At 46.7% G+C, this 26,802-nt stretch carries 24 protein-coding genes; 13 read left to right on the top strand and 11 right to left on the bottom strand.

What is annotated here, in order from left to right; genetic code table 11:
• Window positions 1-80 precede the first annotated feature (80 nt).
• Window positions 81-2,960 (bottom strand): Six-hairpin glycosidase-like protein, encoded by a 2,880-nt coding sequence (locus ACF8OV_RS19005; protein ID WP_274055998.1) that lies wholly within the window; start codon window positions 2,958-2,960, stop codon window positions 81-83.
• A 220-nt stretch (window positions 2,961-3,180) separates the two neighbouring features.
• Here ACF8OV_RS19005 and ACF8OV_RS19000 point away from each other — a divergent pair, with 220 nt between their 5' ends.
• Complete coding sequence (locus ACF8OV_RS19000) at window positions 3,181-4,092, top strand: LysR family transcriptional regulator (RefSeq protein WP_203504453.1); 912 nt, start codon at window positions 3,181-3,183, stop codon at window positions 4,090-4,092.
• On the opposite strand, the gene ACF8OV_RS18995 is transcribed toward ACF8OV_RS19000, so the two are convergent.
• A complete protein-coding gene (locus tag ACF8OV_RS18995; protein WP_025509955.1) occupies window positions 4,045-4,980 on the bottom strand; it encodes a LysR family transcriptional regulator in 936 nt (311 codons plus the stop codon). The two genes, ACF8OV_RS19000 and ACF8OV_RS18995, sit on opposite strands and share 48 nt — an antisense overlap.
• A 198-nt stretch (window positions 4,981-5,178) precedes the next feature.
• On the opposite strand from ACF8OV_RS18995, the gene grxB reads away from it, so the two are divergent.
• Both grxB and ACF8OV_RS18985 read left to right on the top strand, forming a co-directional pair.
• The gene (gene grxB, locus ACF8OV_RS18990) at window positions 5,179-5,808 is read left to right on the top strand and encodes a glutaredoxin 2 (RefSeq protein ID WP_203504451.1); all 630 of its coding nucleotides are present in this window, start codon (window positions 5,179-5,181) and stop codon (window positions 5,806-5,808) included.
• A 10-nt stretch (window positions 5,809-5,818) separates the two neighbouring features.
• Window positions 5,819-6,943, top strand: coding sequence for an alkene reductase (locus tag ACF8OV_RS18985; RefSeq protein ID WP_203504449.1), 1,125 nt, complete (start codon window positions 5,819-5,821; stop codon window positions 6,941-6,943).
• 82 nt (window positions 6,944-7,025) lie between these two features.
• Here the strand turns inward: ACF8OV_RS18985 and ACF8OV_RS18980 are convergent, their stop codons facing one another.
• Genes ACF8OV_RS18980 through ACF8OV_RS18970 form a run of 3 tightly spaced genes read right to left on the bottom strand, consistent with a single transcriptional unit; the run spans window position 7,026 to window position 9,403 of the window.
• Complete coding sequence (locus ACF8OV_RS18980) at window positions 7,026-8,084, bottom strand: zinc-binding dehydrogenase (RefSeq protein WP_203504447.1); 1,059 nt, start codon at window positions 8,082-8,084, stop codon at window positions 7,026-7,028.
• A 4-nt stretch (window positions 8,085-8,088) separates the two neighbouring features.
• Window positions 8,089-8,601: a 2,4'-dihydroxyacetophenone dioxygenase family protein gene (locus tag ACF8OV_RS18975; protein WP_005479856.1), complete on the bottom strand. Its 513-nt coding sequence runs from the start codon at window positions 8,599-8,601 to the stop codon at window positions 8,089-8,091.
• A 40-nt stretch (window positions 8,602-8,641) separates the two neighbouring features.
• On the bottom strand, window positions 8,642-9,403 hold the full coding sequence (locus ACF8OV_RS18970; RefSeq protein ID WP_203504433.1) for an SDR family NAD(P)-dependent oxidoreductase: 762 nt from the start codon (window positions 9,401-9,403) through the stop codon (window positions 8,642-8,644).
• A 131-nt stretch (window positions 9,404-9,534) separates the two neighbouring features.
• Here ACF8OV_RS18970 and ACF8OV_RS18965 point away from each other — a divergent pair, with 131 nt between their 5' ends.
• Together ACF8OV_RS18965 and ACF8OV_RS18960 are read left to right on the top strand one after the other, a co-directional pair.
• Window positions 9,535-10,539: an AraC family transcriptional regulator gene (locus ACF8OV_RS18965; RefSeq protein ID WP_203504431.1), complete on the top strand. Its 1,005-nt coding sequence runs from the start codon at window positions 9,535-9,537 to the stop codon at window positions 10,537-10,539.
• 135 nt (window positions 10,540-10,674) lie between these two features.
• On the top strand, window positions 10,675-11,196 hold the full coding sequence (locus ACF8OV_RS18960) for a DUF2058 domain-containing protein (protein ID WP_203504423.1): 522 nt from the start codon (window positions 10,675-10,677) through the stop codon (window positions 11,194-11,196).
• 93 nt (window positions 11,197-11,289) lie between these two features.
• Here the strand turns inward: ACF8OV_RS18960 and ACF8OV_RS18955 are convergent, their stop codons facing one another.
• The 3 genes from ACF8OV_RS18955 to ACF8OV_RS18945 form a co-directional block, all read right to left on the bottom strand.
• The gene (locus ACF8OV_RS18955) at window positions 11,290-11,904 is read right to left on the bottom strand and encodes a LysE family translocator (RefSeq protein ID WP_005464091.1); all 615 of its coding nucleotides are present in this window, start codon (window positions 11,902-11,904) and stop codon (window positions 11,290-11,292) included.
• Between the two features lie 77 nt (window positions 11,905-11,981).
• Window positions 11,982-12,389, bottom strand: coding sequence for a ribosome recycling factor family protein (locus ACF8OV_RS18950; RefSeq protein WP_020834961.1), 408 nt, complete (start codon window positions 12,387-12,389; stop codon window positions 11,982-11,984).
• A gap of 4 nt (window positions 12,390-12,393) precedes the next feature.
• Complete coding sequence (locus ACF8OV_RS18945) at window positions 12,394-13,263, bottom strand: LysR family transcriptional regulator (RefSeq protein ID WP_020841833.1); 870 nt, start codon at window positions 13,261-13,263, stop codon at window positions 12,394-12,396.
• A 105-nt stretch (window positions 13,264-13,368) separates the two neighbouring features.
• Between ACF8OV_RS18945 and ACF8OV_RS18940 the strand changes: the two genes are divergently transcribed.
• Window positions 13,369-14,625, top strand: coding sequence for an adenylosuccinate synthase (locus ACF8OV_RS18940; protein WP_005464135.1), 1,257 nt, complete (start codon window positions 13,369-13,371; stop codon window positions 14,623-14,625).
• A gap of 412 nt (window positions 14,626-15,037) precedes the next feature.
• Window positions 15,038-16,102, top strand: a complete 1,065-nt coding sequence (gene ansB, locus ACF8OV_RS18935; RefSeq protein WP_077281394.1) for an L-asparaginase 2 — start codon at window positions 15,038-15,040, stop codon at window positions 16,100-16,102.
• A gap of 81 nt (window positions 16,103-16,183) precedes the next feature.
• Here ansB and ACF8OV_RS18930 read toward each other — a convergent pair whose 3' ends face one another.
• Window positions 16,184-17,020: a pyruvate, water dikinase regulatory protein gene (locus tag ACF8OV_RS18930; RefSeq protein ID WP_005464081.1), complete on the bottom strand. Its 837-nt coding sequence runs from the start codon at window positions 17,018-17,020 to the stop codon at window positions 16,184-16,186.
• A gap of 216 nt (window positions 17,021-17,236) precedes the next feature.
• Here ACF8OV_RS18930 and ppsA point away from each other — a divergent pair, with 216 nt between their 5' ends.
• From ppsA to tyrS, 4 genes are all read left to right on the top strand, one after another.
• Window positions 17,237-19,606, top strand: coding sequence for a phosphoenolpyruvate synthase (ppsA, locus tag ACF8OV_RS18925; RefSeq protein ID WP_203504421.1), 2,370 nt, complete (start codon window positions 17,237-17,239; stop codon window positions 19,604-19,606).
• 219 nt (window positions 19,607-19,825) lie between these two features.
• The gene (locus ACF8OV_RS18920; RefSeq protein WP_005464130.1) at window positions 19,826-20,605 is read left to right on the top strand and encodes a hypothetical protein; all 780 of its coding nucleotides are present in this window, start codon (window positions 19,826-19,828) and stop codon (window positions 20,603-20,605) included.
• Window positions 20,606-20,829: 224 nt separating this feature from the next.
• Complete coding sequence (locus ACF8OV_RS18915; protein WP_005498115.1) at window positions 20,830-21,636, top strand: helix-turn-helix transcriptional regulator; 807 nt, start codon at window positions 20,830-20,832, stop codon at window positions 21,634-21,636.
• 82 nt (window positions 21,637-21,718) lie between these two features.
• Window positions 21,719-22,978: a tyrosine--tRNA ligase gene (tyrS, locus tag ACF8OV_RS18910; protein ID WP_203504419.1), complete on the top strand. Its 1,260-nt coding sequence runs from the start codon at window positions 21,719-21,721 to the stop codon at window positions 22,976-22,978.
• 106 nt (window positions 22,979-23,084) lie between these two features.
• On the opposite strand, the gene ACF8OV_RS18905 is transcribed toward tyrS, so the two are convergent.
• The gene (locus ACF8OV_RS18905) at window positions 23,085-24,119 is read right to left on the bottom strand and encodes a PotD/PotF family extracellular solute-binding protein (RefSeq protein WP_005373831.1); all 1,035 of its coding nucleotides are present in this window, start codon (window positions 24,117-24,119) and stop codon (window positions 23,085-23,087) included.
• Between the two features lie 137 nt (window positions 24,120-24,256).
• Window positions 24,257-24,616, bottom strand: a complete 360-nt coding sequence (locus ACF8OV_RS18900) for a DUF6559 family protein (protein ID WP_005479810.1) — start codon at window positions 24,614-24,616, stop codon at window positions 24,257-24,259.
• Between the two features lie 112 nt (window positions 24,617-24,728).
• Between ACF8OV_RS18900 and ACF8OV_RS18895 the strand changes: the two genes are divergently transcribed.
• Complete coding sequence (locus tag ACF8OV_RS18895) at window positions 24,729-25,610, top strand: LysR family transcriptional regulator (protein WP_203504417.1); 882 nt, start codon at window positions 24,729-24,731, stop codon at window positions 25,608-25,610.
• Window positions 25,611-25,714: 104 nt separating this feature from the next.
• On the top strand, window positions 25,715-26,797 hold the full coding sequence (locus ACF8OV_RS18890) for an efflux RND transporter periplasmic adaptor subunit (protein ID WP_203504415.1): 1,083 nt from the start codon (window positions 25,715-25,717) through the stop codon (window positions 26,795-26,797).
• Window positions 26,798-26,802: the final 5 nt, after the last annotated feature.

Below are 26,802 nucleotides of genomic sequence, written 5' to 3'. Positions count from 1 at the left end.
TACAACAAAGCCGCTGATAATCTCAGCGGCTTTGTTTTTCTTAGAACACAGTTTTTAGAACGCAGCTTTGTTAAAACAGCCTACATTAAAGGTGTGATTCGAATATCTGCGATTTGCGCTTCGTTCTTTTCACCCTCAATACCACCAGCGTAGATGTAGGTTTCATTCGATGTGAGGTAACTCATATTGAAGTGGTCCTTCAGCGCGATCTGATAGGTTTTCCCCTGCTCCAACGCTACTTCAATTGGCGTCGAGTAACGCATACCTTGGTTTTCACCAATATGGCCCATCTGCAAGTAACCTTGGCCAACCACTTTACCTGCATCATCCAATACCTCTAACAATTTCACGGTGTTCGTGATACCAGTATTAAGTTGCCCTAGGTTATTGTTGTACCAAGCATCGAACTGGTAAGTGCCCGTTACAGGAGCTGTAAACGACTCTGCACCTTTTACGACGCCGCTGTCTTTGCTCACCGTAACCACTGAGACATTGTCTTTGAGTGGCTGATATTCGCCATCAAGTTTGATGCGGATCTCTTCACCGACACAAACTGGTTGGCTTGGGTTAGAACGGAAGCCTTTATCGTTAATGCTTTCAGCCAAATAACAAGCAAAACCTGTTGGCGTGTCGGAATAAGATTGAGCAATCACGTTCTTTTGAATCAGCTCGCCATTGCGATACAAGTTCACGTTGTACTTGCTCGTCACGTCAATCGAAACCGAATTCTCAACGCTTTTTACCACCAATGTTGGCTCTTGCGGAGAATAAACGCGACTGTCTTCACTCACATACGGTTTCACCCCAGAAACTAAAGTAATGCTGCTATCTACATTCACAAGCGCGCCCAGTGTCACGTGGAAATGCCCCTTTTCGTCCATCGTGACATTTTCAACTGGGTAGTAACCTGTTTCATCTTTGCTTACTTCAGGCAAGTCAATCGTTATCGAGTAGTTCTTTCCTTTGAAGGCAAAATTTTCCAACGTGATTTGTTCAGACTGAGCCAACAAGTTATTGCGCACCCAACTTGTGATAAACGGCTTCACTTCCAACTTACCCGTTTCGGTATGGATGCCGAATAGGGTCTCTACCACCATGTTCAAGTAGCCACCCACAGACCAAAGCTGACGCTGAGAGTTAATCACTGGGCCATCCAAGCTCGGATCTTCTCCATGATCACTATGGATGATGAATGACTTACCAGAAAGCCACTCTAAGTTCTCCATGTTGGATAAGTTGGTTGCCGTACCACGAACCAACGATTGAATGGCATTGTTCGCTGCTGCCACGTTTTGTGTTTGATGCGCGGCGCGCAAGCTGTACGCGGTAACAAATGGCCAAATTGCGCGGTTATGGTACACAGGCACGTCTGGTTGTTGAGGGAAATAAACCGGCACGCCAAACTCACTGTGTGGGTAATTGGCCATGATTTGTTTCGCCTGCGCATCACTTGCCACACCACTGATGATCGCAAGTGCTTCGCCCAACATGTCATATTTGTCGACCGCGATGTCTTTGCCATTATCAAACAAATAACTTACGTACATACCGCGTTCGGCATTCCAAAACTGCTCGTTGATAGCGGTTTTTAGCTGTGCAGCCCACTCGGTGTATTTGACCGCGTTGGTTGAATCGTACTTCTCTGCCAACTTAGCCGCGAGCTGAATCGCGCGGTAGTGAACCACGTTTGTCGATAACGCTTTGCTGCTACCAATCGCATTGACATCGTTTGGCGTCCACGTTGAATACGTTTGCTCACGCCAATCAAGGAATGATTGCTCACCAGTGTATAAACCAGATTTCGCATCAAAAGCCGCCAGGCGATCGGCTTCAAGTGTATTACTGATCGCTTTGTAAGCGCGCTCGGCAAATTGGTTGTACTCTTCTCCATCCAATGCCGAAAGTAAGCGTTCTGCACCAAGCGCCCAAGTCGTGCGGTCGGTACTAATTGGCCAGCTGCCGCCAGTGCCCGTATCTTGCACAATCTGCTCGCCATCGTATTGCTGATCGGTCGTGTCGCGGAAAGCGGACAATTTGAAATTCAAACCATTTTGCACGCGAGTTGGATTCATCAATGCAAGCGAAAGGTCTGCTGCGTACGCCAAATCACGCGTCCACACGTAATGCCACTTCGCGCCCGTCTCAAAAACTTCCGCTTTGATTGGGTTGTTGTAGTTGTAATTGCCGTCTTTGATTTCAGAAACAGCAAGCTGGTCTAGCTCTTTCATCGTCAACGCAAACAACGCGTCAAACGCGACATCACCCGACACCACTCGCGGCCCTGTTTGCTCATTAATCACTAAGCCTTGGTCGAGCGCATCACGCAATTCTGTCGTCGTTGAAATACCAAATTCACGCAGCTCAGCTTTAGGATCTTTCACCGAAAAAATCACGGTATCACTCGAGTCATCGTAATTGGCGAACAGTTTCACTTCTTTATTCTGATGCCCTTCATGCACCATTGCAGGGTCGAGAATCGCATCAGAGTAGTATTTTTCCGCTTCTTCTTGCGTTGCTTTCGTCACAGTCATTGTCGCACGACTTTCATCGGCAAAGCTCACAGAAAACTTGTAATACCCTTTGTCTTCAAACGTGATCTCAGAGTTGCAATCATCGTTCATACACGCTTCATTCGTGTCTGGTTTTGGCAGGTACTCTTGAGCTTTATCGAACGCCGCGGGCTCCTCAAAATAGGTGTATTGGATCTGCCAACCCGGATCAGCAATCTTGAACTGATTGCTACCTCGAGCGACGCGCAGTACGGTTTCGTACTCGTTATTACCCAAATAGTTTAGCTTGGCATGCTCTGCCGTCCCCCAATCCCCATTTAAACCGCGTAAATATAAGTCGGCTGAAATAATTGGTTTGTCGACCGGCACAGGCGCATCAGAGGAATCTGACCCACACCCAGCAAGACCAATACAAGACGCGACAGCAAGCGCAATAAAACTCGGTTTCATGTTCATCCCTTAGATTGTTGTTTTGGCGACAGTCTAAAGAACACCCTTTTGAGGGGAAAATAGGAAGTCAGGAGCGAGCTATAGATAACATCTATACGTCAAACCCCAACAGTGATGTAGATCTATGAAATGCGCATAATTTCAATCAAATGAGATTACAGATTTGTGATTTATAAATGAAATTGTGCAAAATACCCCTCGTTCTTAGAGGGGAAAGAAAATGGACAAATCTCTGCAGCAATTTTTACTGGTTGCACGCTGCCAAAGCATCAGCGCTGCGGCAAGAATGGCAGGGTTAAGCCAGCCAACGGTAACAAGCAATTTAAAGAAGCTGGAAGAGAATCTCGGCGTGACGCTGTTTGAACGTCATCCTAATGGCATGGTGTTGACCGAATACGGACGCATCCTCTATCGCCATAGCAACGCGATGCAGCATGAATACAACCAAATGATGCAAAGCATTGATGAACGGAAACAGTACCAAGTCGGAAAAATTAAAATGGGTACTGGCGATGCGTGGTGGCCGCTGTTCGTCAAACAAGCACTCAATGAACATCTGACCAAGCAACCATCGGCATCTACGCACGTCGAATTTGGCAACCACTTAGGCTTGATGGATTCATTACTCAACGAACAGATTGAATTCTTCATCGGCCACGAGATTGTCGGCTTGTCGTCTAAATGCGATGTTACGTTTATTCCGTTATTTCAAACGGTTGATGCCTATTTTGTTTCCCCAAACCATCCACTGCTAGGTAAAACCGTCACCGAAGAGATGCTGCACGAATACCCCGCTCTTTCGGTCACTTATGACGCTAAGAAATTCGCTCACGTCATCGATAACCCAATCCCGAAACAAAATGAACGCGAAAGGCAGCAACTGGATGACCGACCGACTTACGAAGTGGATTCTCTGCTCGCCAGTATTGATGTACTGAAAGAAAGCGTCGCGGTGATGTCTTATACCCGCCATCTGCAACCGTATTTGGAATCCTTTGGCTTACGATGCTTAACCATGAAAAACGAACCAAACCCTGGCACCGTCGGGATTTATCGCCACCGCCGAGAAACCTCGGAATCGCATCTAGATCTGATTGCGGGCATCACTCAGCGCGCTAAATTGCTCAACTAGAAAGTCCAAAAACAGGCGAACTCTTTTCGGTTGATATTGGCGGCTCTGATAAATGACATGCAGATCCGCTTCAGCGCCTTGCGAAAAGGCGCTGAAGTTTTTCATATACCCATCCAAAACCGTTACTAAACGTTGTTGTTTTAGGTCTTGCTGAATATCTAAAATCGATTTCAACGCAATCCCCGCACCGTCCAACGCCCATTGTCGAATCACTTCACCATCATCAGAAAAGCGCTTTGGCGTGACCGTGATCGTTTGGTGAGACTCTTCATCTTTAAAGTGCCACGTTTTTAATTCTTCATTGCTGCGCACCATGGCTAAGCAGCGATGAACCGCGAGATCTTGTGGGCAGTTTGGGACACCTTGCTTCGACAAATAATCAGGTGACGCACACAGCACACGTTGACTCGATGCCAGCTTGCGCGAAATGAGATTACTGTCCGCTAACTCGCCGTAACGAATCACTAAATCGAGCCCCGATTCAGCCAAGTTCGATAAATTGTCATTAAGATAAAGATAAGGCGTCACATCCGGATATTGCTCAGAAAAAGCCGACACCATCGGCGAAATAATTTGTTTGCCAATATCTCGTGGAGCTGAAATTTTCAACGTTCCGCGCACTTCCGAAATACCCGTTTGAAGTAAGTTTTCCGTCTCTTTCACGCTATCAATGATGTTCAGACAAGCTTGATGGTACATTGCCCCTGCGTCCGTGAGTGATACATGGCGTGTGCTTCGGTTGAGCAGCTTTACGCCATAGCGTTCTTCTATCGCTTGCAGCCTTGCCGTTACCGTCGCCGGAGACAAACCTAACTCCCTTCCCGCCGCTGCCAGACCTTGATGTTTAACGATGCTGACAAACAACGTCATATCCGAAAACTTATCCATCTTCGCGCCCTTATTATTTGAAAAAACTGAATAATCAATTCAGATATTACCCAATTATCAAATTAAATCGAATCCATATACTGACCCTATCGACATTGTTTAGACCCAGAACGTTATGTGACAGGGCAAAGTTAAACGCCGTAACGCTGTTCAACGCACAACAACACGCCCTGCCCAGCCAAGAGATAGGAAACAAAAATGAAACTGTACATTTATGAACATTGCCCCTTTAGCGCCCGCGTCCGTTTTGTTGCAGGCATGCTGAATATTCAGCTCGACGTCATCAACATTGCTTATGACGACGAGATCACCACCACAAACCTCATCGGCGCAAAACAAGTTCCTCTTTTGATCAAAGACGATGGTGAAGCCATGGCGGAAAGCTTAGACATCATCAACTACTTCCTTGAATTGGCATCTTCCAGCGAAAAAAGCCAACCCTCAACACCGGTTTTAGACTGGCAAAAACAAGCGTTTTTACCGCTACAAAAAGTCGGGTATCCGCGTTGGTCAAACATGACGTTACCGGAATTTGCAACAGAAACCGCTAAACAAGCATGGCGTGAAAAAAAAGAAACCGAAGGGTTAAATTTTGAAGCTTTGATTAACGATACACCTGCGATTGCGAAAGAAGTCGCCGCTTTGATAGAACAAACCAAACCCTTGCTCAACCTAAGTTCAGAAAAGCAAACGTCACTGGTTGATCAGGCCATTATGTTCTCCATTCTACGCGGTTTTTTCAGTGCGCCCGAAGTGCAATGGGATCCAGCCGTACTTCACTGGATGGCAACCGCTCGTAAAGCGACCAACGTGCCAGTACTTATCTGAGGAGCGCAACATGAAACAAAGAACAAATAAGCTGTTTGAACCAGCTCAACTAAAAGCGTTGTCACTACAAAACCGTATTGTCATGGCACCAATGACTCGCGCACGCACCACTCAGCCGGGCAACATCCCGAATGAGATGATGGCAACGTATTATCAACAGCGCGCTTCTGCCGGGCTGATCATTTCCGAAGCCACACAAATTTCGGACGATTCTCAAGGCTATTCGTTCACACCTGGCGTTTACACCGATGCGCAAGTGGCGGGCTGGCAAGGTGTGACCCAAGCGGTCAAATCACAAGGCGCAGCGATGTTTTGTCAGCTATGGCATGTGGGCAGAGTGTCTCACCCAACATTCCAAAATGGTGAACAGCCTATCGCGCCATCTGCGCTCGCTCCTGTAGAGACGCAAGTTTGGATTGCGGATGAACAAGGCAACGGCAATATGGTCGATTGTGTTGAGCCACGCGCCATGACACAAGCGGACATCAACCGAGTTGTCGGTGATTTCGCGAACGCAGCCAAACGCGCTATTGAATCGGGTTTTGATGGTGTAGAAATCCACGGCGGGAATGGGTATCTGATAGACCAGTTCTTAAGAACCAATTCAAACCATCGAACAGACAATTACGGCGGTTCACGAGAAAATCGTATCCGTTTTCTTATCGAAGTAGTGGATGCAGTTATCGCCGCTGTTGGTGCGCATCGAGTTGGAGTGAGATTGGCACCATTCATTACGTTTAAAGATATGGACTGCCCAGATATCGTGCCAACGATCTTAGAGGCATCAAAACAGCTACAGGAGCGCGACATTGCCTACTTGCACTTGTCCGAGGCCGATTGGGCCGATGCACCAACGATTCCCGAGACGTTTCGAATCGAACTTAGAAAGCGCTTTCGCAACGCTATCATTGTCGCAGGTCGCTACAATCCTCAGCGAGCAAACGAAGTGTTAGAGAAAGGCTACGCGGATCTTGTCGCATTCGGACGACCATTCGTAGCAAACCCAGACTTAGTCTCTCGCTTGCAACATCACCATCCGTTGGCAGAACTCGATGGCTCAACGTTGTTTGGCGGAAACGGACGAGGCTACACCGATTACCCTGCTCTGCAACAGGAATGCGCAGAACAGGCCTAACAAAAAAGCCCCAACCTAGCTGCTACGGTTGGGGCTGTCACCAAACTAAAATTAGTTTTGGCTGGCTTAAGCTGGCTAAGAGTTAAATCACTTCTAACGCGCCGCTGCGCCAAGGTTCGATCACCACTTTGATGTGATCATTTGGCGTCATTAACTGTGTAAATGCGTCTTCGACACCGTCGATTCCCACTTTGGCGGTGAGCATTTTCTGCCAAGGCAACGTGTGTTCGGCAATCGCTTGTAGGCATTGCTCAAACTCGTGCGGTTGGTAGTAGTAAGAGAATCTCAAATCGAGCTCTTTTACCGTCGCGTACGCGTAGTTAATGGTCGCTGGAGCCGTATGAATGCCTGATACAACGATTCGAGATCGGGCAGGAGCACGGCGCATGAAGTCATCAATTAAAGTATGTTTGCCCACACATTCATAAATGACCAGACGTGAGTTCATCGCGTACTGCTCACCAACGGCGAACTCGTCTTCCTTGGTCGGGTTGATCAATCGATTTGCGCCAAACTCACTAGCAAGTAGCAGCTTCTCTTCCTGAAGATCGACCGCAAGAATATTGCTCACACCGCGTTGTTTCAGTGCAGCAATCACCGCCAGCCCTATAGGGCCGCAACCGACAACCAGCGCTGTTTCTTCCGTTTCGATTTCACTGCGATTGACCGCGTGCAAACCGACCGCCAGTGGTTCAGTCAATGCCGCCGCCTCAGACGGCATTCCGTCTGGGACAGGTAGCAATAACGCTTCATCAAGCAGGAAGTACTCAGAGTAAGCACCATAAGTACCCGGAGTGACACCAACGCCCGCGCCATTTTGACTGAGCAACATCGGCACTGAGGTGACTCGGCTACCAACGGGTAACGTTTGTTGTGTATCAGATCCGTATTCGACAATTTCCGCGCAGAACTCATGCCCCAACATCACTTGAGCGTGCTCACCAGCTTCATCAGGCATCAACCCGAGCTGATGGAATACATCAAATACCTCATCCGCGTGTCGAGTAATGTGAAGGTCGGAGCCACAAATGCCACAAGCTAGACTACGAACCAACACTTGTCCCGCAGCGGGTTTGGGGATTTCGACTTGCTTCAAGCGGACACTACCATCTTGCATTACGATACTGTTCATCTGTTGCATGGGGTTACTCCGCTAGCTCATCGCTAAGACCAGCAATCGCACCCGGTTTGATGTAGCGCGCGGTAAAGCCTTGTGCTTTCGCTGTTGCAATAACAACTTGCTCAATCCAACCTGCATCCATAATGTTGATGAAGTTACCTTCTTCGTCAAAGTTAATGTTTGCACCTTGGATCACCATAAATCCGTCGGCACCGCCTGAGCTTTCAGGGCAGTGGAAGGTATGAATCGAACCGCCCGGCTCATATAAGTAGCTGCCAGCGGTTTGGACTTGGTCTGGATACTCGATGTAGTGCCAAGCGCCGCTCAGGGTATAGAAGTGCACCACACCAGTGTGGTAGTGCTTAGGCAGAGTGATACCCGGTTTGAATTTGGCGCGAACCACCCAAGTACCGTTTTCTGGGTCTAGAAACAACGGGTAAACATCAACACCCGGTAGCGCGTCTTTTATGATCGACTCTTCATTAGTATTAAGAGTTAATAGGAAATCTTGATGCTGAATAACTTCTGGTAATGACATAACTTACATCCTCGCTATTGCTGTAATGTGGCGTGCTCGCCTATCCCATGAGTGGGTACTTAAAATTCTCGAAACCGTCAGATGCACTGATGGTGCAGCCGTTGATACAGTTGGCTTTCTCGCTGACCAAAAACGTCACCACGTTGGCGATCTCTTCTGGTTGAGTGAAGGTTTGGCGCATTTGCTCTTTACGGATGTGATTCCACAGGCCAATTTCGTCGTATTGTCTTAACATCGCGGTATCAACGCGTCCCGGTGCGATAGCGCAGACACGGATGCCGAGCGGCGCCAGCTCTAACGCCGCACATTTAGTCATCATGTCGACCGCTGCTTTGCTGACGTTGTAGGTAAAAGTCATCTCAGACGCCATTTGTGCATAAACAGACGATGTATTAAGAATTACGCCCGGCGTTCCTTGTGCTTGGAATTGTCGCCCAGCAGCGAGAATGCCGTAGTAGACACCATTTTGGTTGACCTTTGAGATCGGCTCAAAATCGGCGATTGGGTCGTGCTCAAGCAGAGGTTTCGGGGCGCCGATGCCCGCGTTGTTGATCATGATATCGAGCGAGCCAAACTGTTCGGCTGCATGCTTGACCATGGCTTCCACTTCTTGGTATTCGGTGACGTCTGCAACAAATGTTCGTAGCTGCTCTGCATCGAAGTCTTGATACACATTCAGTGATTGAGGGGAAATGTCGACAGCAAGTACTTTCGCGCCTTGTTCCAGCAGTTTGTGAATAATGGCTTGGCCAATTCCACCCGCAGCGCCAGTGACAATCGCGGTTTTATTGATAAGTTCCATACGGCTTCTCGTCCATGTGTTGTTGTTATCAAAATGTAACTTAGATCAACTCATTGACACTCACTTGACCTTTTGCGAAGTAAATTTGATATATTGCGATTTACAAGTTGTTAACATTTGAAAATCGAGACATGCATATTGTAAGAAGTGGCGCCGCCGATAAATTTGATAGCTTGGTTTCCGAACTAGGGCAGAATCCGGTTGAGATTATGGCTGCCGTCGGGCTGTCTGCGGCGCAATTTCGCGACCCCGATACCTATCTCGCTTATCCAAGGTTGGCTGAATTGCTGGAGGAAGCGGCTGCTCGTTGTAAGCAACCGTTGTTTGGCGCGTTGCTCGCCAAGCGCCAAAACCTGCAAAGTTTGGGCGATTTGCCGATGCTGGTTTCTCGCGCAGAAACGGTCGGTGAAGCCTTGGTGCGGGTGAATGATTTTCTCTATCTACATTCGTCAGGAGTCACTCTCAACATGACGCCACAAGATGATTGGGTACGGTTGTCGCTCAATATTGATGTGCACAGCGCACGCGGTATCGCGCAGTTGATGCAGTTGAGTGTGTCGCATCTGGCGATGTTTATTGCCAGTTTGCTTGATATTGAAGCGAGCCACTTCTCTTTACACCTCACCCAACACGCAAGCTTCGAGGCAGAACAGAGCGAATTTGCCCAGCAGAACAAACTGCGTTTCGGTGATAAGTTTGACGGTATCCTACTTAAAGCGAGTCTACTTAACGCTAAGAACCACCAAGATGAAGACGCACTAGAGCGCCATTTTCAACAGCACCTCAAAGAGCTGCAAACCCGTTACCCCAACAATCTCAGTGACCAAGCGGCAAACATGATTGGTCGTTTGCTATCGACTGGAGAATGCAGCGTGGAGCGTGTCGCCAGAGCATTGGATTTACACCCGAGAATGCTGCAAAGCAAGCTAAAACAGCAGGGCACGAGTTATCGACAGCTACTGCAGCAAGTGCGTCAGGATTTCGCCGAACAGCGTTTGCATGAGAATGTTCAGAGTATTACCGATATCGCGTTGCAACTGGGCTATGCAGAAACTGCGGTCTTCAGCCGCCACTTTCGTCGCTGGACGGGAAAATCGCCAAGGCAATGGCGGTTAGATAAAATAGCGGCTAGATAAGCAGAGTTAAACGGGTGAGCAGACCATGTTTTGTTGGCAATTCTTGAGGCTTTTGTCGCTTAAAAAGCCACTCCCCTTTCTTTGCAGAGAATGACTGGTTAAAATGCAGAAAATTGCGCACCAACTGGATTAAACATGGCGAAACTTACCCTTCAAGAACAAATGCTAAAAGCGGGCTTAGTTAACGAGAAAAAACTAAAGAAAGCGAAAAAAGGCTCAAAGAAATCACGCGTTCAAGCACGCGAAGTTAAAGCGGCGGTTGAGGAGAGTAAACGCCAGCAGGTAGAGCGAGACAAACAGCTAAGCCAACAACAAAACGCAGAGCGTCTAAGCAAAGAGATCAAAGCGCAAATCAATCAACTGATTGAGATGAACAAGATCGAGCTAAAAGATGGCGACATCAAATACAACTTCACGCACGGTACACTAGTGAAATCACTTTATGTAGATTCACTTATCCGCGAACAGTTGATCAAAGGCATTTTGACTATTGCTATTGTCGGTGAAAGCTACGTTGTCATTCCGCGCGGAGTAGCGAATAAAATTGCTCAACGTGATGAATCCGTCATCATCGAACAGAAAGAAGCAGAATCTGAGATTCCGGCAGAAGACGATCCATACGCAGATTTCGTCGTTCCAGATGATTTGATGTGGTAAACAACCAGCAACACATAAACTAAAGAAAAGAGCCGCTGATTTAACATCAAGCGGCTCTTTTTTATAGAATGAGTGACAGAACAATGTACGTCGTTATTGCTTACTTATCAGCAAGTTCACACCAGAGACAGTCAAAAAGAGTGAACACCCGCGATTGAAACGTTTCGCCATTTTCGGGTTTGAAAACCAGTGTCTTAAATACAAACCAAAGATTGCGTAGATTGAAATGGCGACCATTTCTAAAATCAAAAACGTTGAGCCAAGTGCAAAGAACTGCTCTTGAACGTTGGCATTAGCATCAACAAATTGCGGCAAGAAAGCAGTAAAGATAAGAATCGCTTTCGGGTTGCCAGCAGCAAGCGTAAATTCTTGCTTCGCAAGCCCTGCGTAGTTGCGCGAGTTGTCCAAATCAGAGATCGGACTAGACTCTGAACGCCAAAGGTTAAATGCAATCCAAAGTAGATACAGCGCCCCTACCAGCTTTATTGCCAAAAATAACATTTCTGACGTATACAAAATCACGGCCAAGCCAGATGCCGACAACGCAATCATTGCTGAAAAAGCGGCAATTCTGCCTAAACTAGCTACAAATGCGGCCCTAAATCCGTAGCAGCGGGCGTTGTTCATTGCCAATAAATTGTTTGGGCCTGGAGCCATATTGAGAGCGAAGCAAGCAGGAATAAAAAGGAGAAGCTTCCAAATATCCATAATAAAATGGTCTTAGTGAGTTATTTTGGTTAGTACCCTAACATCTGCCATTAAAGTGAGTAAACCACAAACCAATCTTAAAGCAACTCGGCGTCAAATCGTGCCGTGCGAGCTTGAACCAACGTGCAGTTCGTTTCTGCCATCAACTCAGCTAAGGTGATGTTTGGGTTTTGTCTCACCAAACGTATCAACTTCACGTCCAAAGGTTCCAACTTGTCTTGGTGAGCGAGTAGAGCTTGCTCGATCTTGTTGATCGCAAAGCGCATCACCTCTGCCTCTTCGCTTTTAAGATGATCTAAAAACGCTTTTACATCCAAAGCCTCGCCTGAAATCTGCCAGTTACGAGATCGCCTAATTCGCTTAAGATCGCACTGTTTTTCTGCTGCGAGTGTTTTCGCTCGCTTGGCATGGTCGCCACCAATACGGTGAATCAAGGATGGGAGCGAAATCGTAATCTTCGTCTCTTTCACCGCCTTTTCTTTCATCGTCTTAGCCCTCAACCACCGACACATTCTCGCCAACCCAAGCCAACAAGTGTTTTGCCGCTTTGGATAACACCTGATTTTGACGCACGATGTAGCCGAAATCAGTGTTTGGAAAACTTGGCAAAGGCGTAACTTCTCGGGAAAGCTTTAATCTCGGATCGAGCGAGAAATCCGGCACAATAGCAGTCCCAAACCCCGCTTCAGCCCAGTCAATTTGAGCTTCCACACTGCCCACTTCCATCACGCGATGCTTAGGCAGATTTAACTCAGGTAAAGACGCATCAATCAGCTCTCGGGTTCGAGTATCGTGCCCTAGCAGAATCAGCGTCTGGCTCTCTTTTCGATTGTCCTGCCACTCAAAAATGTTATCGCCAAACGCACACCAGTGAATCTGCGTGAGAGGCGTAAAATGCAGCGGTTGACTCTCTTTTTGTGCGATAACAAAGCCGATATCGGCACGCGCACTTTTCACCAAATCCACCGCTTGAGAAGACGTGGTATTGAACAATGCCAAATCGATACCCGGGTATTCACTTTTGAATTGCTGAAATGGTTTGATAAGCAGTAAACGTGAAACAATATCGCTCGCCGCAATAGAAAGCGTCCCCTGCGTAAGATCGTTGATGGCATTGAGATCCGACTGACAAATTTGCAGCTCATTAAGCATCCGCTGCGCCGTAGCTAACAAACGCTTCCCCGCCTGCGTCAGCTGTACAGGGTTTCGCTCAATCAATTTAGTACGCGTGGCCTGCTCCAACTGCTTGATATGCAAACTTACGTTCGGCTGTGTCATGTGCAGTTCCGTCGCTGTTTTGCCGAAATGTTTTACCTCTGCAAGAGTTACGAAGGTTCGCAGCCAGTTCAAATCTAACATTGCTAATTCCGATATGAGATTCTTATCAAGTTAATGAGTATAATTAATTTCTCTTATTATGGCGAACACCTTAAGATTTTTGCATCTGTTTTTGGAGATTAAATTATGTCGTCTATCGTTGTTGTGGGTGCAAACTGGGGTGATGAAGGCAAAGGCCGCATCGTTGACTTTTTGGCAGAGCAAGCTTCTGCGAGCATTCGTTTTCAAGGTGGTAACAACGCGGGTCACACCGTGGTTAACGACCTAGGTACGTTTAAGCTGCACCAGCTACCAAGTGGCGTATTCAACCCAGACTGTTTGGCAGTGTTAGGTCCGGGTATGGTTATCAGCCCTGCGTTGCTGTCTCAGGAGATTGCGGAAGTTGAAGAAGCGGGCGTAAAAGTGAATATGTGCATCTCTGATCGCGCAACACTGTGTCTACCTCTACATGCACTAGAAGATACGCTAGAAGAACAGCGTTTAGGCGACAAAGCATACGGCTCAACTCGTCAAGGTATTGCACCTGCGTACGGTGACCGCGTAATGAAGAAAGGCATCCTAGTTGGTTGGTTGAAGCAACCAGAAGTATTAGTTGAACGCCTTCAATTCATGATGGATTGGAAACTGCCGCAACTGCGTGCGCTTTACCCGACGTTCGAGTTCGAACAAACCGCTGAAGAAATGGCGAACTGGTTGCTAGAAGTGTCTGCACCTTGGCGCGATTCAATTTGCAACGTAACGCTTCCTCTAAAAGAGCTACAAGCAAAAGACAAAACACTGTTGTTCGAAGCGCAGCTTGGCGCGGGTCGTGACCTTGTTTACGGTGAGTACCCTTGGACAACATCTTCTAACGTTGTATCAATGTACGCGGGTATCGGCAGTGGTCTTCCGGCACTTCGTCCTGAACGCGTTATTGCGGTTGCAAAAGCATTCAGCTCATCAGTAGGTACTGGTACGTTGATCACTGCAATGGAAGAGCAAGATGCTTTCCGCGAACTTGCAGGCGAGTTCGGTGCAACTACAGGTCGTCCACGCGATATGGGCTACTTCGACGCAGTCGCTACGAAGAACGGCGTTGAACTGCAAGCAGCAACTGAAATTGCACTAACGAAAGTAGACTGTTTGACAGGCCTTAACGATCTAAAAATCTGTGTTGGCTACGAAGGCGACCACAGCGAAAACCCAATCTGGCCTCAAACTGCAGCACTAGCACCAATCTACGAGAAAATGGAAAGCTGGAGCGAAGACATCACAGGTTGTCGTAAGTTTGAAGAGCTACCAGTAGCAGCACAGAAATACGTTCTACGCATTGAGGAACTGATGGGCGTACCAGTAAAAATGGTCTCTGTTGGTCCAGGTCGAGAACAAATGATTATGCGATAAGATGTGAAACGATACCAACTCTGACTGGTATCGCACATCATTGGCAAGCGGCTTATCTGTTCCGGGGTAAAGCCGCTTTTTTTTGCGCTATGATTGCAGGCCATTTAATCTTCTAAAAGCTTAGCTCCTATCCCCCTTCCCTTTACATCTCTTAGCAAAACACGCCCTCACTTCTTACTTACAGATCCATCACTGGTATTTCGTTCAATGTTGAACAGGTTGCTGGTACATCTCACTTGTTAAAGAAGCACGTTAATTAGGTTAACTGGTTGATTTGATATTCTTTAAGTGATTGGTTGATCACGATTTTCATCTGCAATTTGTTGAGCCTGTACTCAAAAATTCTCCCGTTCTGTTTTTAGGATAGAGGTTGTTCCCCAACCAACATCTAACCTAAAAGCAGGTGATTCCCATGACAAAAAATCTTTTCCGCCTCAGTACGATTACCCTTGGTTTGTGCCTCAGTTCTTTGTCGTTCGCCCAGTCCGATCTTCCTAATATCAAAATCCTCGCGACTGGCGGCACCATCGCTGGCGCAGGTCAATCTGCCACTGAGTCGAACTACACCGCAGGTAAAGTTGGCGTCGAATCATTAATTTCTGCTGTGCCGAGCATGACCAACATTGCGGATATTTCTGGTGAGCAAGTCGTCAGCATCGGCTCTCAAGACATGAACGATGAGGTATGGCTGAAGTTAGCGAAAAGGGTTAACGAGCTGCTCGCTCAAGATGATGTTGACGGTATCGTCATCACCCACGGTACGGATACATTGGAAGAAACCGCATACTTCCTTGATTTAACGGTGAAGAGCGACAAGCCCGTTGTGATCGTGGGCGCGATGCGACCATCCACCGCCATGAGTGCCGATGGCCCGGTCAATTTATACAATGCTGTTGTTACTGCAACCGATGAGGACTCAAAAGGCCGCGGCGTGCTAGTGGCAATGAATGACACTATTTTCGATGCGCGAGATGTAACGAAGACCAACACCACCTCGGTAAGTACGTTCCAATCTCCAAACTTCGGCCCTCTTGGCTACATTCACAACAGCGATGCAAAGTACCAAAGAAGCCCTGAACGTAAACACACCACAGAAACCCCATTCGATGTATCAAAACTCAACACACTACCTAAAGTAGGCATTGTTTATAACTATGCGAATGCGTCGAGCTTGCCAGTCAAAGCCTTGGTTGATGCCAAGTTTGACGGTATTGTGAGTGCTGGTGTGGGTAATGGTAACTTGTACCACACGGTCTTTGATGAGCTAGAAAAAGCGAGCAAAGATGGCATTGTTGTCGTCAGAAGCTCTCGCACGCCAACTGGCTCAACGACTTTGGACGCAGAAATTGATGATGATAAATACGGCTTTGTTGCATCAGGCACGCTAAACCCACAAAAAGCACGTATTTTGCTGATGTTGTCACTCACGCAAACGAAGAGCTATCAAGACGTTCAGAAGATGTTCCAGTACTACTAAGGAACAATTATATAAGCTGATAATTGATAACCAGTAATACGTAAAGAGGAGGTTGATAGTAACCTCCTCTCATCCAAGTGACTAGCCGAACAAACGGCGTTTCATTCCGGCTCTCTCAAGAATGCGCGTTGAAATTTCTTCTACCGACAATGACGACGTGTTGATGTAAGGAATCGCTTCTCTTCTGAATAAAGCTTCAACCGTGTCCAACTCCAACTTGCATTGCTCTTCACTGGCATAGTCGCTGCCCGACAGGCGATTCTCACGAATCTCATTCAAACGTTCAGGCGTAATGGTTAAGCCAAACAGTTTGTGGCGATGCACCTCGAACTCTGGCAACAAACGCATCATCTTGACGTCTTCGGCAATAAACGGGTAGTTCACCACGCGCAAGCCAAACTGCATCGCCATGTACAAACTGGTTGGTGTTTTGCCGCTGCGCGATACACCAAGCAGAATGATATCAGCCTGTTCCAAGCCTTTCAGTGTAATGCCATCGTCGTGAGCCAAGGTGTATTCGATCGCCGCAATACGGTCAAAATAGGTATCGGAATCTTTCCCTACACTGCGAGAGCGCTGCAACTTCGGGGCAGGTGCCATCTGAATGTCGTCTTGCACCTTTTGTACAATGCTTTCAAGCACATCGTAGCTGTATGCCGGAGCTTCTAGCAGCATTTCGCGTACACCAGGCACCACAATCGAGAAAAACACCAACGGTTTAACGCCGTTACGTTGGTAGGATGTTTCAATTTCTTTAACAACATCCGCAACTTTGTCTTGGCTTTCCACAAAAGGAAAGGTTTTTTCATTAGGAATGAAAGGAAATTGACCAAGAACAACATGGCCCAATGTCTCACATGTTATCGCCGTACCGTCAGAAACATAGAACACATCACGACTTTGGTTATTTATTTGCATTTCTGTTTAATTTTTCAAAATCTTTTGAGTAGGATGGTAAACATAATATTAATAAACCAGTTTGGCTTTCAGTTAGGTTCCCCACAGCTTTTAAAATTCGTCAGAATTTTTTTGAGCCAGAACGTAATCGTTTGCCTTTGACATCAATTGAGACAAATACTTTGTTTGGATTGATTTAAGTCCCCCTACTAAGCTGCAATGTTTCTGGAGAAAGACATGCAAAAGAACACCCTCTGGTTCAATGGCCTATCCATGGATGATGTCGACAAAGTCGGCGGTAAAAATGCTTCACTTGGCGAAATGGTTTCTAACCTTGCTAATGTTGGCGTATCAGTACCAAATGGCTTTGCGACAACCTCATACGCGTTTAACCAATTCCTTGACCACGAAGGTTTGGATGAGCGTATTCACCAATTACTTGATGAACTGGACGTTGACGATGTTGAAGCTCTGCGTAAGACAGGCGCTACCATCCGTCAATGGGTATTACAAGCCCCTTTCCCTGCGGATCTTGAACAAGAAATTCGCAATAATTATGAAGAACTTATCGAAGGCAACACTGAGCTTTCGGTAGCGGTTCGCTCTTCTGCAACAGCGGAAGACCTACCAGACGCCTCTTTTGCTGGTCAGCAAGAAACGTTCTTGAACGTGAAAGGCATCGACGCAGTACTAGAAGCCACAAAGCACGTTTACGCTTCTCTATTTAACGACCGTGCGATCTCTTACCGTGTTCACCAAGGTTTCGACCACCGTGGCATCTCGCTATCTGCGGGTATCCAACGCATGGTTCGTTCAGACAAAGCCTCTTCTGGTGTTATGTTTACGCTAGACACTGAATCTGGCTTTGACCAAGTCGTGTTCATTACATCGTCTTGGGGTCTAGGTGAAATGGTCGTTCAAGGCGCGGTAAACCCTGACGAGTTCTACGTTCACAAGCCAATGCTTGAAGCGGGTGAGCACCCGATCGTTAAGAAAACTTTTGGTTCGAAGTTGATCAAAATGATCTACTCAAACAACCAAGAGATCGGCAAGCAAGTTGATATCATCGATACGTCAGAAGAAGAGCGCAACACCTTCTCTCTAAACGAAGAAGAGATCAAAGAGCTGGCTAAACAAGCGATGATCATCGAAAAGCACTACCAACGTCCAATGGACATTGAGTGGGCAAAAGATGGTATCGACGGCAAGTTGTACATCGTTCAAGCACGTCCAGAAACCGTATGTTCTCAAACAGAACAAAACATGATTGAACGTTACGAACTGAACAATAAAGCCGATGTGCTTGTCGAAGGCCGTGCTATCGGCCAACGCATCGGTAAAGGCCCAGTACGTTTGGTTGACTCTCTGGACCAAATGTCACTGGTTCAAGAAGGCGATGTGCTTGTCACAGACATGACTGACCCAGACTGGGAACCAGTGATGAAGAAAGCATCGGCAATCGTAACTAACCGTGGTGGACGTACGTGTCACGCAGCAATCATCGCTCGTGAACTGGGTATTCCTGCTATCGTTGGTTGTGGCGACGCGACGAGCAAACTGACCGATGGCGCAACCGTAACCGTCTCCTGTTCAGAAGGTGAAACAGGTTACGTTTACCAAGGCGACTTGGATTTTGAAGTAAAACGCTCTTCTGTTGATGAACTGCCACTGTTGCCAACAAAAGTGATGATGAACGTGGGTAACCCTGATCGCGCGTTCGACTTCGCACAAATTCCAAACGAAGGCGTTGGTCTTGCTCGTCTTGAATTCATCATCAACAAGATGATCGGCATTCACCCTAAAGCACTGTTGAACTTTGACGCTCAAAGCGATGAGCTGAAAGCAGAAATCAAACAGCGCATTCGTGGTTACAAAGATCCTATCGATTTCTACGTAAGTAAACTGACGGAAGGCATTGCGACCATCGCTTCTGCTTTCTGGCCAAAACGCGTCATTGTTCGTATGTCTGACTTTAAGTCGAACGAATACAGCAACTTGGTTGGTGGTAAAGCGTACGAACCGCACGAAGAAAACCCAATGCTAGGCTTCCGTGGCGCGTCTCGTTACATTTCTCCAGTGTTTGAAGACTGTTTCGAGCTAGAAACGCAAGCCATCAAACGCGTTCGTAACGAAATGGGCCTGAAGAACGTTGAAATCATGATCCCATTTGTGCGTACGCCAAGCGAAGCCGCATCGGTTATCGATTTGCTAGCGAAGTTTGATCTACGCCGTGGTGACCAAGGTCTGAAAGTCATCATGATGTGTGAGCTGCCATCAAACGCAGTGCTTGCCGATGAGTTCTTGAAGTACTTCGACGGCTTCTCTATCGGTTCAAACGACATGACTCAGCTGACGCTTGGTCTAGACCGTGACTCTGGCGATGTGGCTCACCTATTTGATGAGCGTAACGCAGCGGTGAAAATCATGCTGAAAATGGCAATTGATGCCGCAACCAAAGCAGGCAAGTACGTAGGTATTTGTGGTCAAGGCCCATCAGATCATGAAGATTTGGCGGAATGGTTGATGGAGCAAGGCATTAGCTCAGTTTCACTCAACCCAGACACCGTTATCGACACTTGGTTACAGCTAGGTAAAGTTAGCAAGTAATTTGCCGAAAGGAAGCCACTTAACACAAGCGCTCCTAAACCAATGAGACAAAGCCCTCAAGCTGCGGTTTGAGGGCTTTTTTGTTGGGCTTCTATCACGCCCTTGTCAAGGGTACGTGAGTTCGTGACGTCAATCCCAACCTAGAATCATCGTCAATTTTCCCTATCCCAAATTTCACCTAAAATGAAATAAAACCGACCACGTTTAGGACGAGCTCTAATGAAAAAGCCGATCGTTATCTTAACCACACTTATGTTACTCACCTCTCCTGCTCATGCAGATTGGGACGAAATATCCAACAAAATGTCTGAGCTAGGCGAAGCGGTTTCGGATACCGCTCAAGATGTTTGGGACGACACTAAAGCCTTTTCAAAACAAGCGTGGCAAGATTTCACGAATTGGTCCGAAGAAGCAATCAATACGGCTGGCGAGTGGACAGATGCCAGTATCGAAAAAAGCAAAGAATGGATAGATGCCGCAGACAAAAAAATTGATGAGTTGATGGAAGGCGACACGCCAGAAGAAGCGCGTCAAGCGATTGATTTGATGGCCGATAGCACCTTACTCAAACTCTTTAATGAAAAGCCAGAAGCGAAAGCGATTTACGATAAAGCTTACGGCTACGCCGTTTTTGATTCTCGTAAACTCTCTTTGCTTTTCCACACTAATTCAGGCTCTGGTGTGGCGGTAGATAAGACCACCGAAAAACGCACCTACATGAACATGTTTGGTATGGGGGTTGCGCTCGGCCTCGGCGGCAAGTTTTATCAGCAAGTGGTTTTGTTTGAAAGCAAGCAGGACTTCGATACGTTCGTCAACGAAGGCTGGGAAGCCACCAGCGAAGCTTCAGCAGTTGCAGGCGAAGATGCCGAAGAGTTCTCTGCACAGTTCAACAGCGGCGTTGCCGTTTATCAGCTCAACTCAAAAGGCTTACTTATCGATGCGAATGTATCTGGTTCAAAATACTGGGTAAATGAAGAGCTCACCAACGCCCAGTAATTTACCTGCTCTGGTTGAAAACACTTCACAACAACGAATGGTTTCACAAGAATTGATAAAAATCTGAGCATTAAAAATCATAGAATTAACAATCGAGAACGCAAAACTGAGTACCTGAGCAACTTTTTAGGGGGAAGTCACGAGAAGATGGTGACTTCCCTTTCTCGTTGGATTGCTTTTGGTTATGCTTGCGCAAAATTAAATCATGTCAACTCGATGATCGCATGCCTAACCAAAACTTTAACGCGCAACTCGCAGAAGCAATTTCTGCTTTAAACACGCCTAACTTCACCCCAAAATTGATGAGCGTGATTCACTCAATTTTCGATTTTGATTGCGCGATCATTCTTGGTTACCGAGAAGGCAAACACCCGATCTATCTATATGACTCGATTGAAAATGAACGTGAGTTGCTATTTCAACGTTACCTGACCAACTCATTTCAAAACGATCCGTTTTTCCAAAACCTCAACCAGCACAAGCAACAAGGCATCTTCACCCTAAAAGATGTGGCGAAAAAAGGCATCGAATATCAAACGTATCGAAAGCAGTTTTACGATCAAACAGGTTGGAAAGATGAACTCAGCATGCTGGTAGAAATCGAATCCGGTCGTTGGGTAATTCTCTATTTTGGCTGCTTGCGTGAAGGTAAACGCTTCTCTGCCGCGCAAATCAACAGCTTGCGATCGCATTTTTCTGTTCTTCAATCGCTGTGCCAACAGCATTGGAAACAAGCCGAGTTTAACTTATCAGAGCCCGTAGTTCGCCCAGACGCCTACACAGGCAATATGAAGGTTGCCATTGAGCAGGCGTTAAGCTCATTTGGCATAGAGTCACTGACTCGACGGGAGCAGGAAGTCGCCTCCCTCCTTGCTCAAGGGTTTGATACTAAAGAAATTTCTGCGCATCTTCATCTTGTTCAAGGCACAGTAAAAAACCATCGAAAGCGCATCTATTCTCAGCTTAATGTTTCATCGTTGAGTGAGCTGTTTCAATTGTTCCTCAACCACCTGATCATGCACTCAAAATAGAAAACCATCCCTTTAGGGATATATCGACAAAAGGTGTCGCGTTTTAGTCTGAATACAACAACCACTAAAACAGACAAAAAGAATGACGACACCATTACTGCAAGATTTACAAGATCGTGGTTTGATTGCACAAGCCAGCGATTTGGAAGAAATTCAGACACTTCTCTCACAGCCTCAAACCGTTTACTGCGGCTTCGATCCTACTGCAGGCAGCTTGCACATCGGCCACCTCGTGCCTTTGATTATGCTTAAGCGCTTTCAAGATGCCGGACACCAAGCCGTTGCTCTGATCGGTGGTGCAACGGGCATGATTGGCGACCCAAGCTTTAAAGCGACTGAGCGCAGTCTTAACTCAGCGGAAATCGTCTCAGGCTGGGTTAACGATCTCTCAAACCAAATTCAACAGTTGATGAATCACCAACTGAGCAAGCCAATGATCATGGTGAACAACGCTGACTGGATGAAAGCAATCAATGTGATCGACTTCTTCCGCGATGTGGGTAAGCACTTCTCGATCAATACTATGATCAACCGAGAATCGGTAAAACAACGCCTACAACGCCCTGACCAAGGTATCTCCTTCACCGAATTCAGCTACGCTCTGCTGCAATCGTACGATTTTGCCGAGCTAAACCGTCAATATGGTTGCCGTTTGCAAATCGGTGGCAATGACCAATGGGGGAACATTGTTAGCGGGATCGATTTAACTCGTCGTCAAAATGGTGAGCAAGTATTTGGCTTAACTCTGCCGCTGATCACCAAATCCGATGGCACCAAATTTGGCAAAACTGAAGGTGGTGCAATATGGCTAGATCCTAGCAAGACCTCTCCTTACGCGTTCTACCAGTTCTGGCTTGGCGCAGAAGACGCCGACGTTTACCACTTCTTGCGTTACTACACATTCTTGAGCTGCGAAGAAATTGCCAGCATTGAAGCGCAAGACCAAGCAAGCCAAGGTAAGCCACAAGCACAACGTATTCTCGCTGAGGAAATGACGCGGTTTGTTCATGGCGAAGAAGGCCTAGCTAGCGCCGAACGCATCACTCAAGCTTTATTCAGCGGTAATGTGCGACAACTGAGTTTGGGTGAATTAAAACAATTGGAGTTGGATGGTTTACCAAGCATTGAGAGCGCACAACAAGATTTGGTTGAGCTGTTGATTGAGTCGGGGTTAGCAAGTTCGAAGCGTGTTGCACGCGAACACATCAGCAACAACGCCATCAGTGTAAACGGAGAAAAAGTGTCGGCTGATAACCCGAGTTTGAGCTTCCCACTGTTCGATCAATACTGGTTATTGCAACGCGGTAAAAAGCACTTTTGCCTCGTAAAGCGTGCCGCGTAGCAACACTCGCAGTACAAAGCCTATAAAAAATTCCCCTCACCACTTTCGTGATGGGGGGAATCCAAATTTGAACGATTTTAAGCCTGACAATAGGCAAAGACGTTGCTTATTGCGTTCTTAAACGTTGCCAGTACTTTTCGTAAATCGCTAACGTTTCTGCGCCAACATCATTAATAAACTCGCCTTTTTTCATGTCTTCTGATGAAGGGAAAATAGTACGGTTGTTTTTCAACTCTTCTGGCAATTTGTCACGCCCAGCGTTTGTTGCCGACGCATAACCCAAACTGGTCACGATTTCCGCTTGGTTCTCTGATTGGTACATAAAGTTAATAAATTTATGCGCCAATGCTTTGTTTTTACTGCCAGACGGAATAGTGAAGTTGTCCATCCACAATACCGCGCCCTCTTCCGGCATCACGAACTTCAGCTCAGGCATTTCAACCTGCCCTTGGAATGCGTTGCCGTTCCATTGCATGCCGACCGATGTTTCACCGGACACGTAAGGGACTTGAGGTGCATCTGAGTTGTACAGCAATACGTTATTTTTCAGCGCCACTAAGGAATCGAAAGCCTGTTTGATTTCTGCTTCGTCTTTTGTGTTCACGCTATGGCCATTTTTCTTCAGCGCCATACCGAACACATCGCGAACGTCATCAATCAGCATGACTTGTTGTTCGTATTGCGACTCCCATAAGTCAGCCCATTTTGTCACTGGTTGCTCAACCATGGATTCGTTGTAGCTGATCCCGGTAATGCCCCAAATATAAGGCAATGAGTAATCATTTTTCGGATCGTGCGCTTGGCCGAGTAACCCGTCCATTGTGTCTTGCATGTTTGGCACTTGAGCGTGATCTATTTTCGAAAGCAGTCCTTCTCGACCCATTTTTTCAATGAAGTACGCAGAAGCAAAAACCACATCGTAACCAGAACCTTTTAGCAATTTTAGCTTGGTGTACATTGATTCATTATTCTCAAAGGTCGAATAATTAATCGTAACGCCTTCTTGTTTTTCGAACGCTTTTAACGATGCTTCCGGCAAATAGCCACCCCATGCATAAACGTTCAACGTTTTGCTATCTGCATGAGCAAACATGCTGAGCACAAGAGCACTCAGCCCCAATCCTTTGATGATTAATTTCATGGTATGCGATCCAACCAGTCCAGCGACGCGCTGGGATTCGGGTGCATAATTAGGTAATTGTTACCCAATTGAAAGAAAATTTAATTAATCTTTAACAACAAAAATATTTATCGAATTTATAAAATTAATGCGCGTTTTTAATAGCGACTGTGCATACCAAAATGATGAGACATTCCATCTTCCATTCGGCCGCCTTTCCAGCCACCAGCACCGAATAAATGAAGCACATCTTGAGCGGTATAATCGACACCAGCAAAGAAGTCATGCGCTACATCAGAGCGGATGGCTTGCAACTCTGGTTGATTTTCCAAATCAAGATCTTGCGGATTCGCATACAACGCCAACGCAATTTTTTGTTGGCACGCGCTTAACTCGCTGGTGCTCGTCTTTACCTGACCGACGGAAAAGTACTCACGACTGCCGTATCCCACTATCAATCTGGTACTCATTAGCTTAATCACTTTCTTAATGCGGCGACGTTGTATAAATCTCAACATGTTGAAGTCCTTATTTATATTTCGATAATTAATAATAAGTTTTGTATACCACACATCAATACTCTAGAGTGTCAGGGTTTAGCACGGCACTCAAAGAGTATGGAGTTCAAGAGTGAAAATTGACGATCTAAAACTGTTCACCAAAGTCGTCCAACTTGGCAGCTTTACAGCGGCAGCCAATGCTTTGGACTTGCCACGAGCAAATGTTAGTCGACGCATTGGAGAACTGGAACGTTACCTCGGAACGCAACTTTTTCACCGCACCACTCGCAGCCTTTCGCTGACAAACAAAGGCGATGCCTACTACCAAGATCTACAAAAAGTACTCACCTTGCTTGATTCGGCAAACCAGCAAGCCAGTAACGAAAGCATCGAGGTCAGAGGCAAAATCAAACTTGGCCTTCTGCCAGAAACCTATGAACATCTTCAACCCATTTTGTTTGAATTTCAGGATCAATACCCGCAGGTCGAACTCGACATTCGCAATATCAACAATGGCTTTATTGATATGTTTCAGCAGGGGTTGGACATCGCGCTGCACGGCGGCATGCTGTTTGATTCAGACATTGTCGCGAGAAAGATCTTAACGCTAGACCGATGTGTCGTTGCCTCACCGAACTATCTTCAAACTCACGGCACGCCCGCCACATTAGAAGAGTTGAGCGATCATCAGTGCATTTGTTTTCGTTGGCCAAATGGCAATGTCGACAACCTTTGGCATTTTCAGGAACAAAACGTAGCACTCAAACCAAAACTCATTTCCAACAACATCGGCTTTATTAAAAGCTCCACAGTGCTTGACCGCGGCATCAGTTATATCCCAAAACTGTTGGTAAAAAATGAGCTCGAATCCAGTGCATTGGTGCAAGTATTGTCTCAATATGCTGTCACGGAAGAAACGGGGTGGTTACTCTATCCTCAACCGAAAACGCTGAACCAAGCTAGCCGGTTACTTATTGAACATTTGTGCAATAAAATCCCAAAACTTTTGTAGTTTGCATTTATTGTCATAAAATTTGTGACATTGAATCATGCGCACGCATGATTATCTGAACATCTGTGAATTATAAGATGGCGCCGAAATTATGGAGCCATCTTATGAATCATCAAATCAAAACCGCTGCGCTGAGCACTATCGCGCTCTCTCTACTCGGCTGTAATCAAGCTCAACCTCAGGTTGAGGAGCCAAGCGCATCCAGACCCGTTCAAGTGATTGAAGTCAACGAAAGGAATGAAGAACTCAATAAATCATTCAGCGGGATCGTAAAAGCAAAAGAAACCGCCTCACTCTCTTTTCGTGTACCCGGCACCGTGGAAAGCGTGTTCGTAAATAAAGGCAGCGTGGTAGAAAAAGGCCAAGTCATTGCCACGCTAGACAAGCACGACTACCAAGTCTCACTAGAAGAATTACAAGCGCGCATGTTAGAAGCGCAATCAGCCCACAAACTCGCGAAAGCCGAGTTAAAGCGCGTAAAACAAGCGACTTCTGATGATGCCATTGCCAGCGTAAACTTAGACCGAGCCATCAGCAGCTACGAACGTAGCCTCTCTGCCGTCAAAGTGGTTGAGAAAAACATCCAACGTGCAAAAGATGCCCTGCGTTACACCACTCTACGTGCACCATTCACTGGCATTGTTGCCGACGTTTCTGTTGATCCACATGAACAAACCTTGCCGGGCGGCAGTGTTGTGTCAATTCAGCAAGAAGGCAGCTGGGAAGTGGACATCGACGTGCCGGAAAATATGATTGCGCAATTCGCACTAGGTCAGCCAGCATCGTTGACTTGGTATGATTCGGAGCAATCCTACCGAGCAACCGTGGCAGAAATCGCGCCGAAGAAGCACCTGCTCAAACAAACCTATACCGTCACGCTAGACATCGATTCGATTTCCAGTGCGCTATTCAACGGTAAAGCCGTCACAGTAAATACCGCGCTCAACACCAGTCACTCAAGCCATTGCTTTCCTTACTCTGCAATTTTGGGTGAGAAACAAACTCTGCACGTGAAGGTGGTTCGTGATGCGGTTATTCATTCAGAGCCGGTCAACCTTGACTCTATCGACGCATACCAAGCGTGTGTGACCGGAAGTTTTGAGCAAGGCGATTATGTGGTGATCAGCGGTAGCCATTATCTGAGCGAGGGCGATGCCGCCCCAAACCTGACCATCAAGACGTTGTAGGTGCG

Origin of the sequence: Vibrio sp. GLN_1 (assembly GCF_043106015.1) — a bacterium.
In the GTDB taxonomy this organism is placed as follows: domain Bacteria; phylum Pseudomonadota; class Gammaproteobacteria; order Enterobacterales; family Vibrionaceae; genus Vibrio; species Vibrio parahaemolyticus.
Note: the sequence above shows the minus strand (reverse complement) of the source record. Positions and strands in the feature narration are given on the sequence as shown.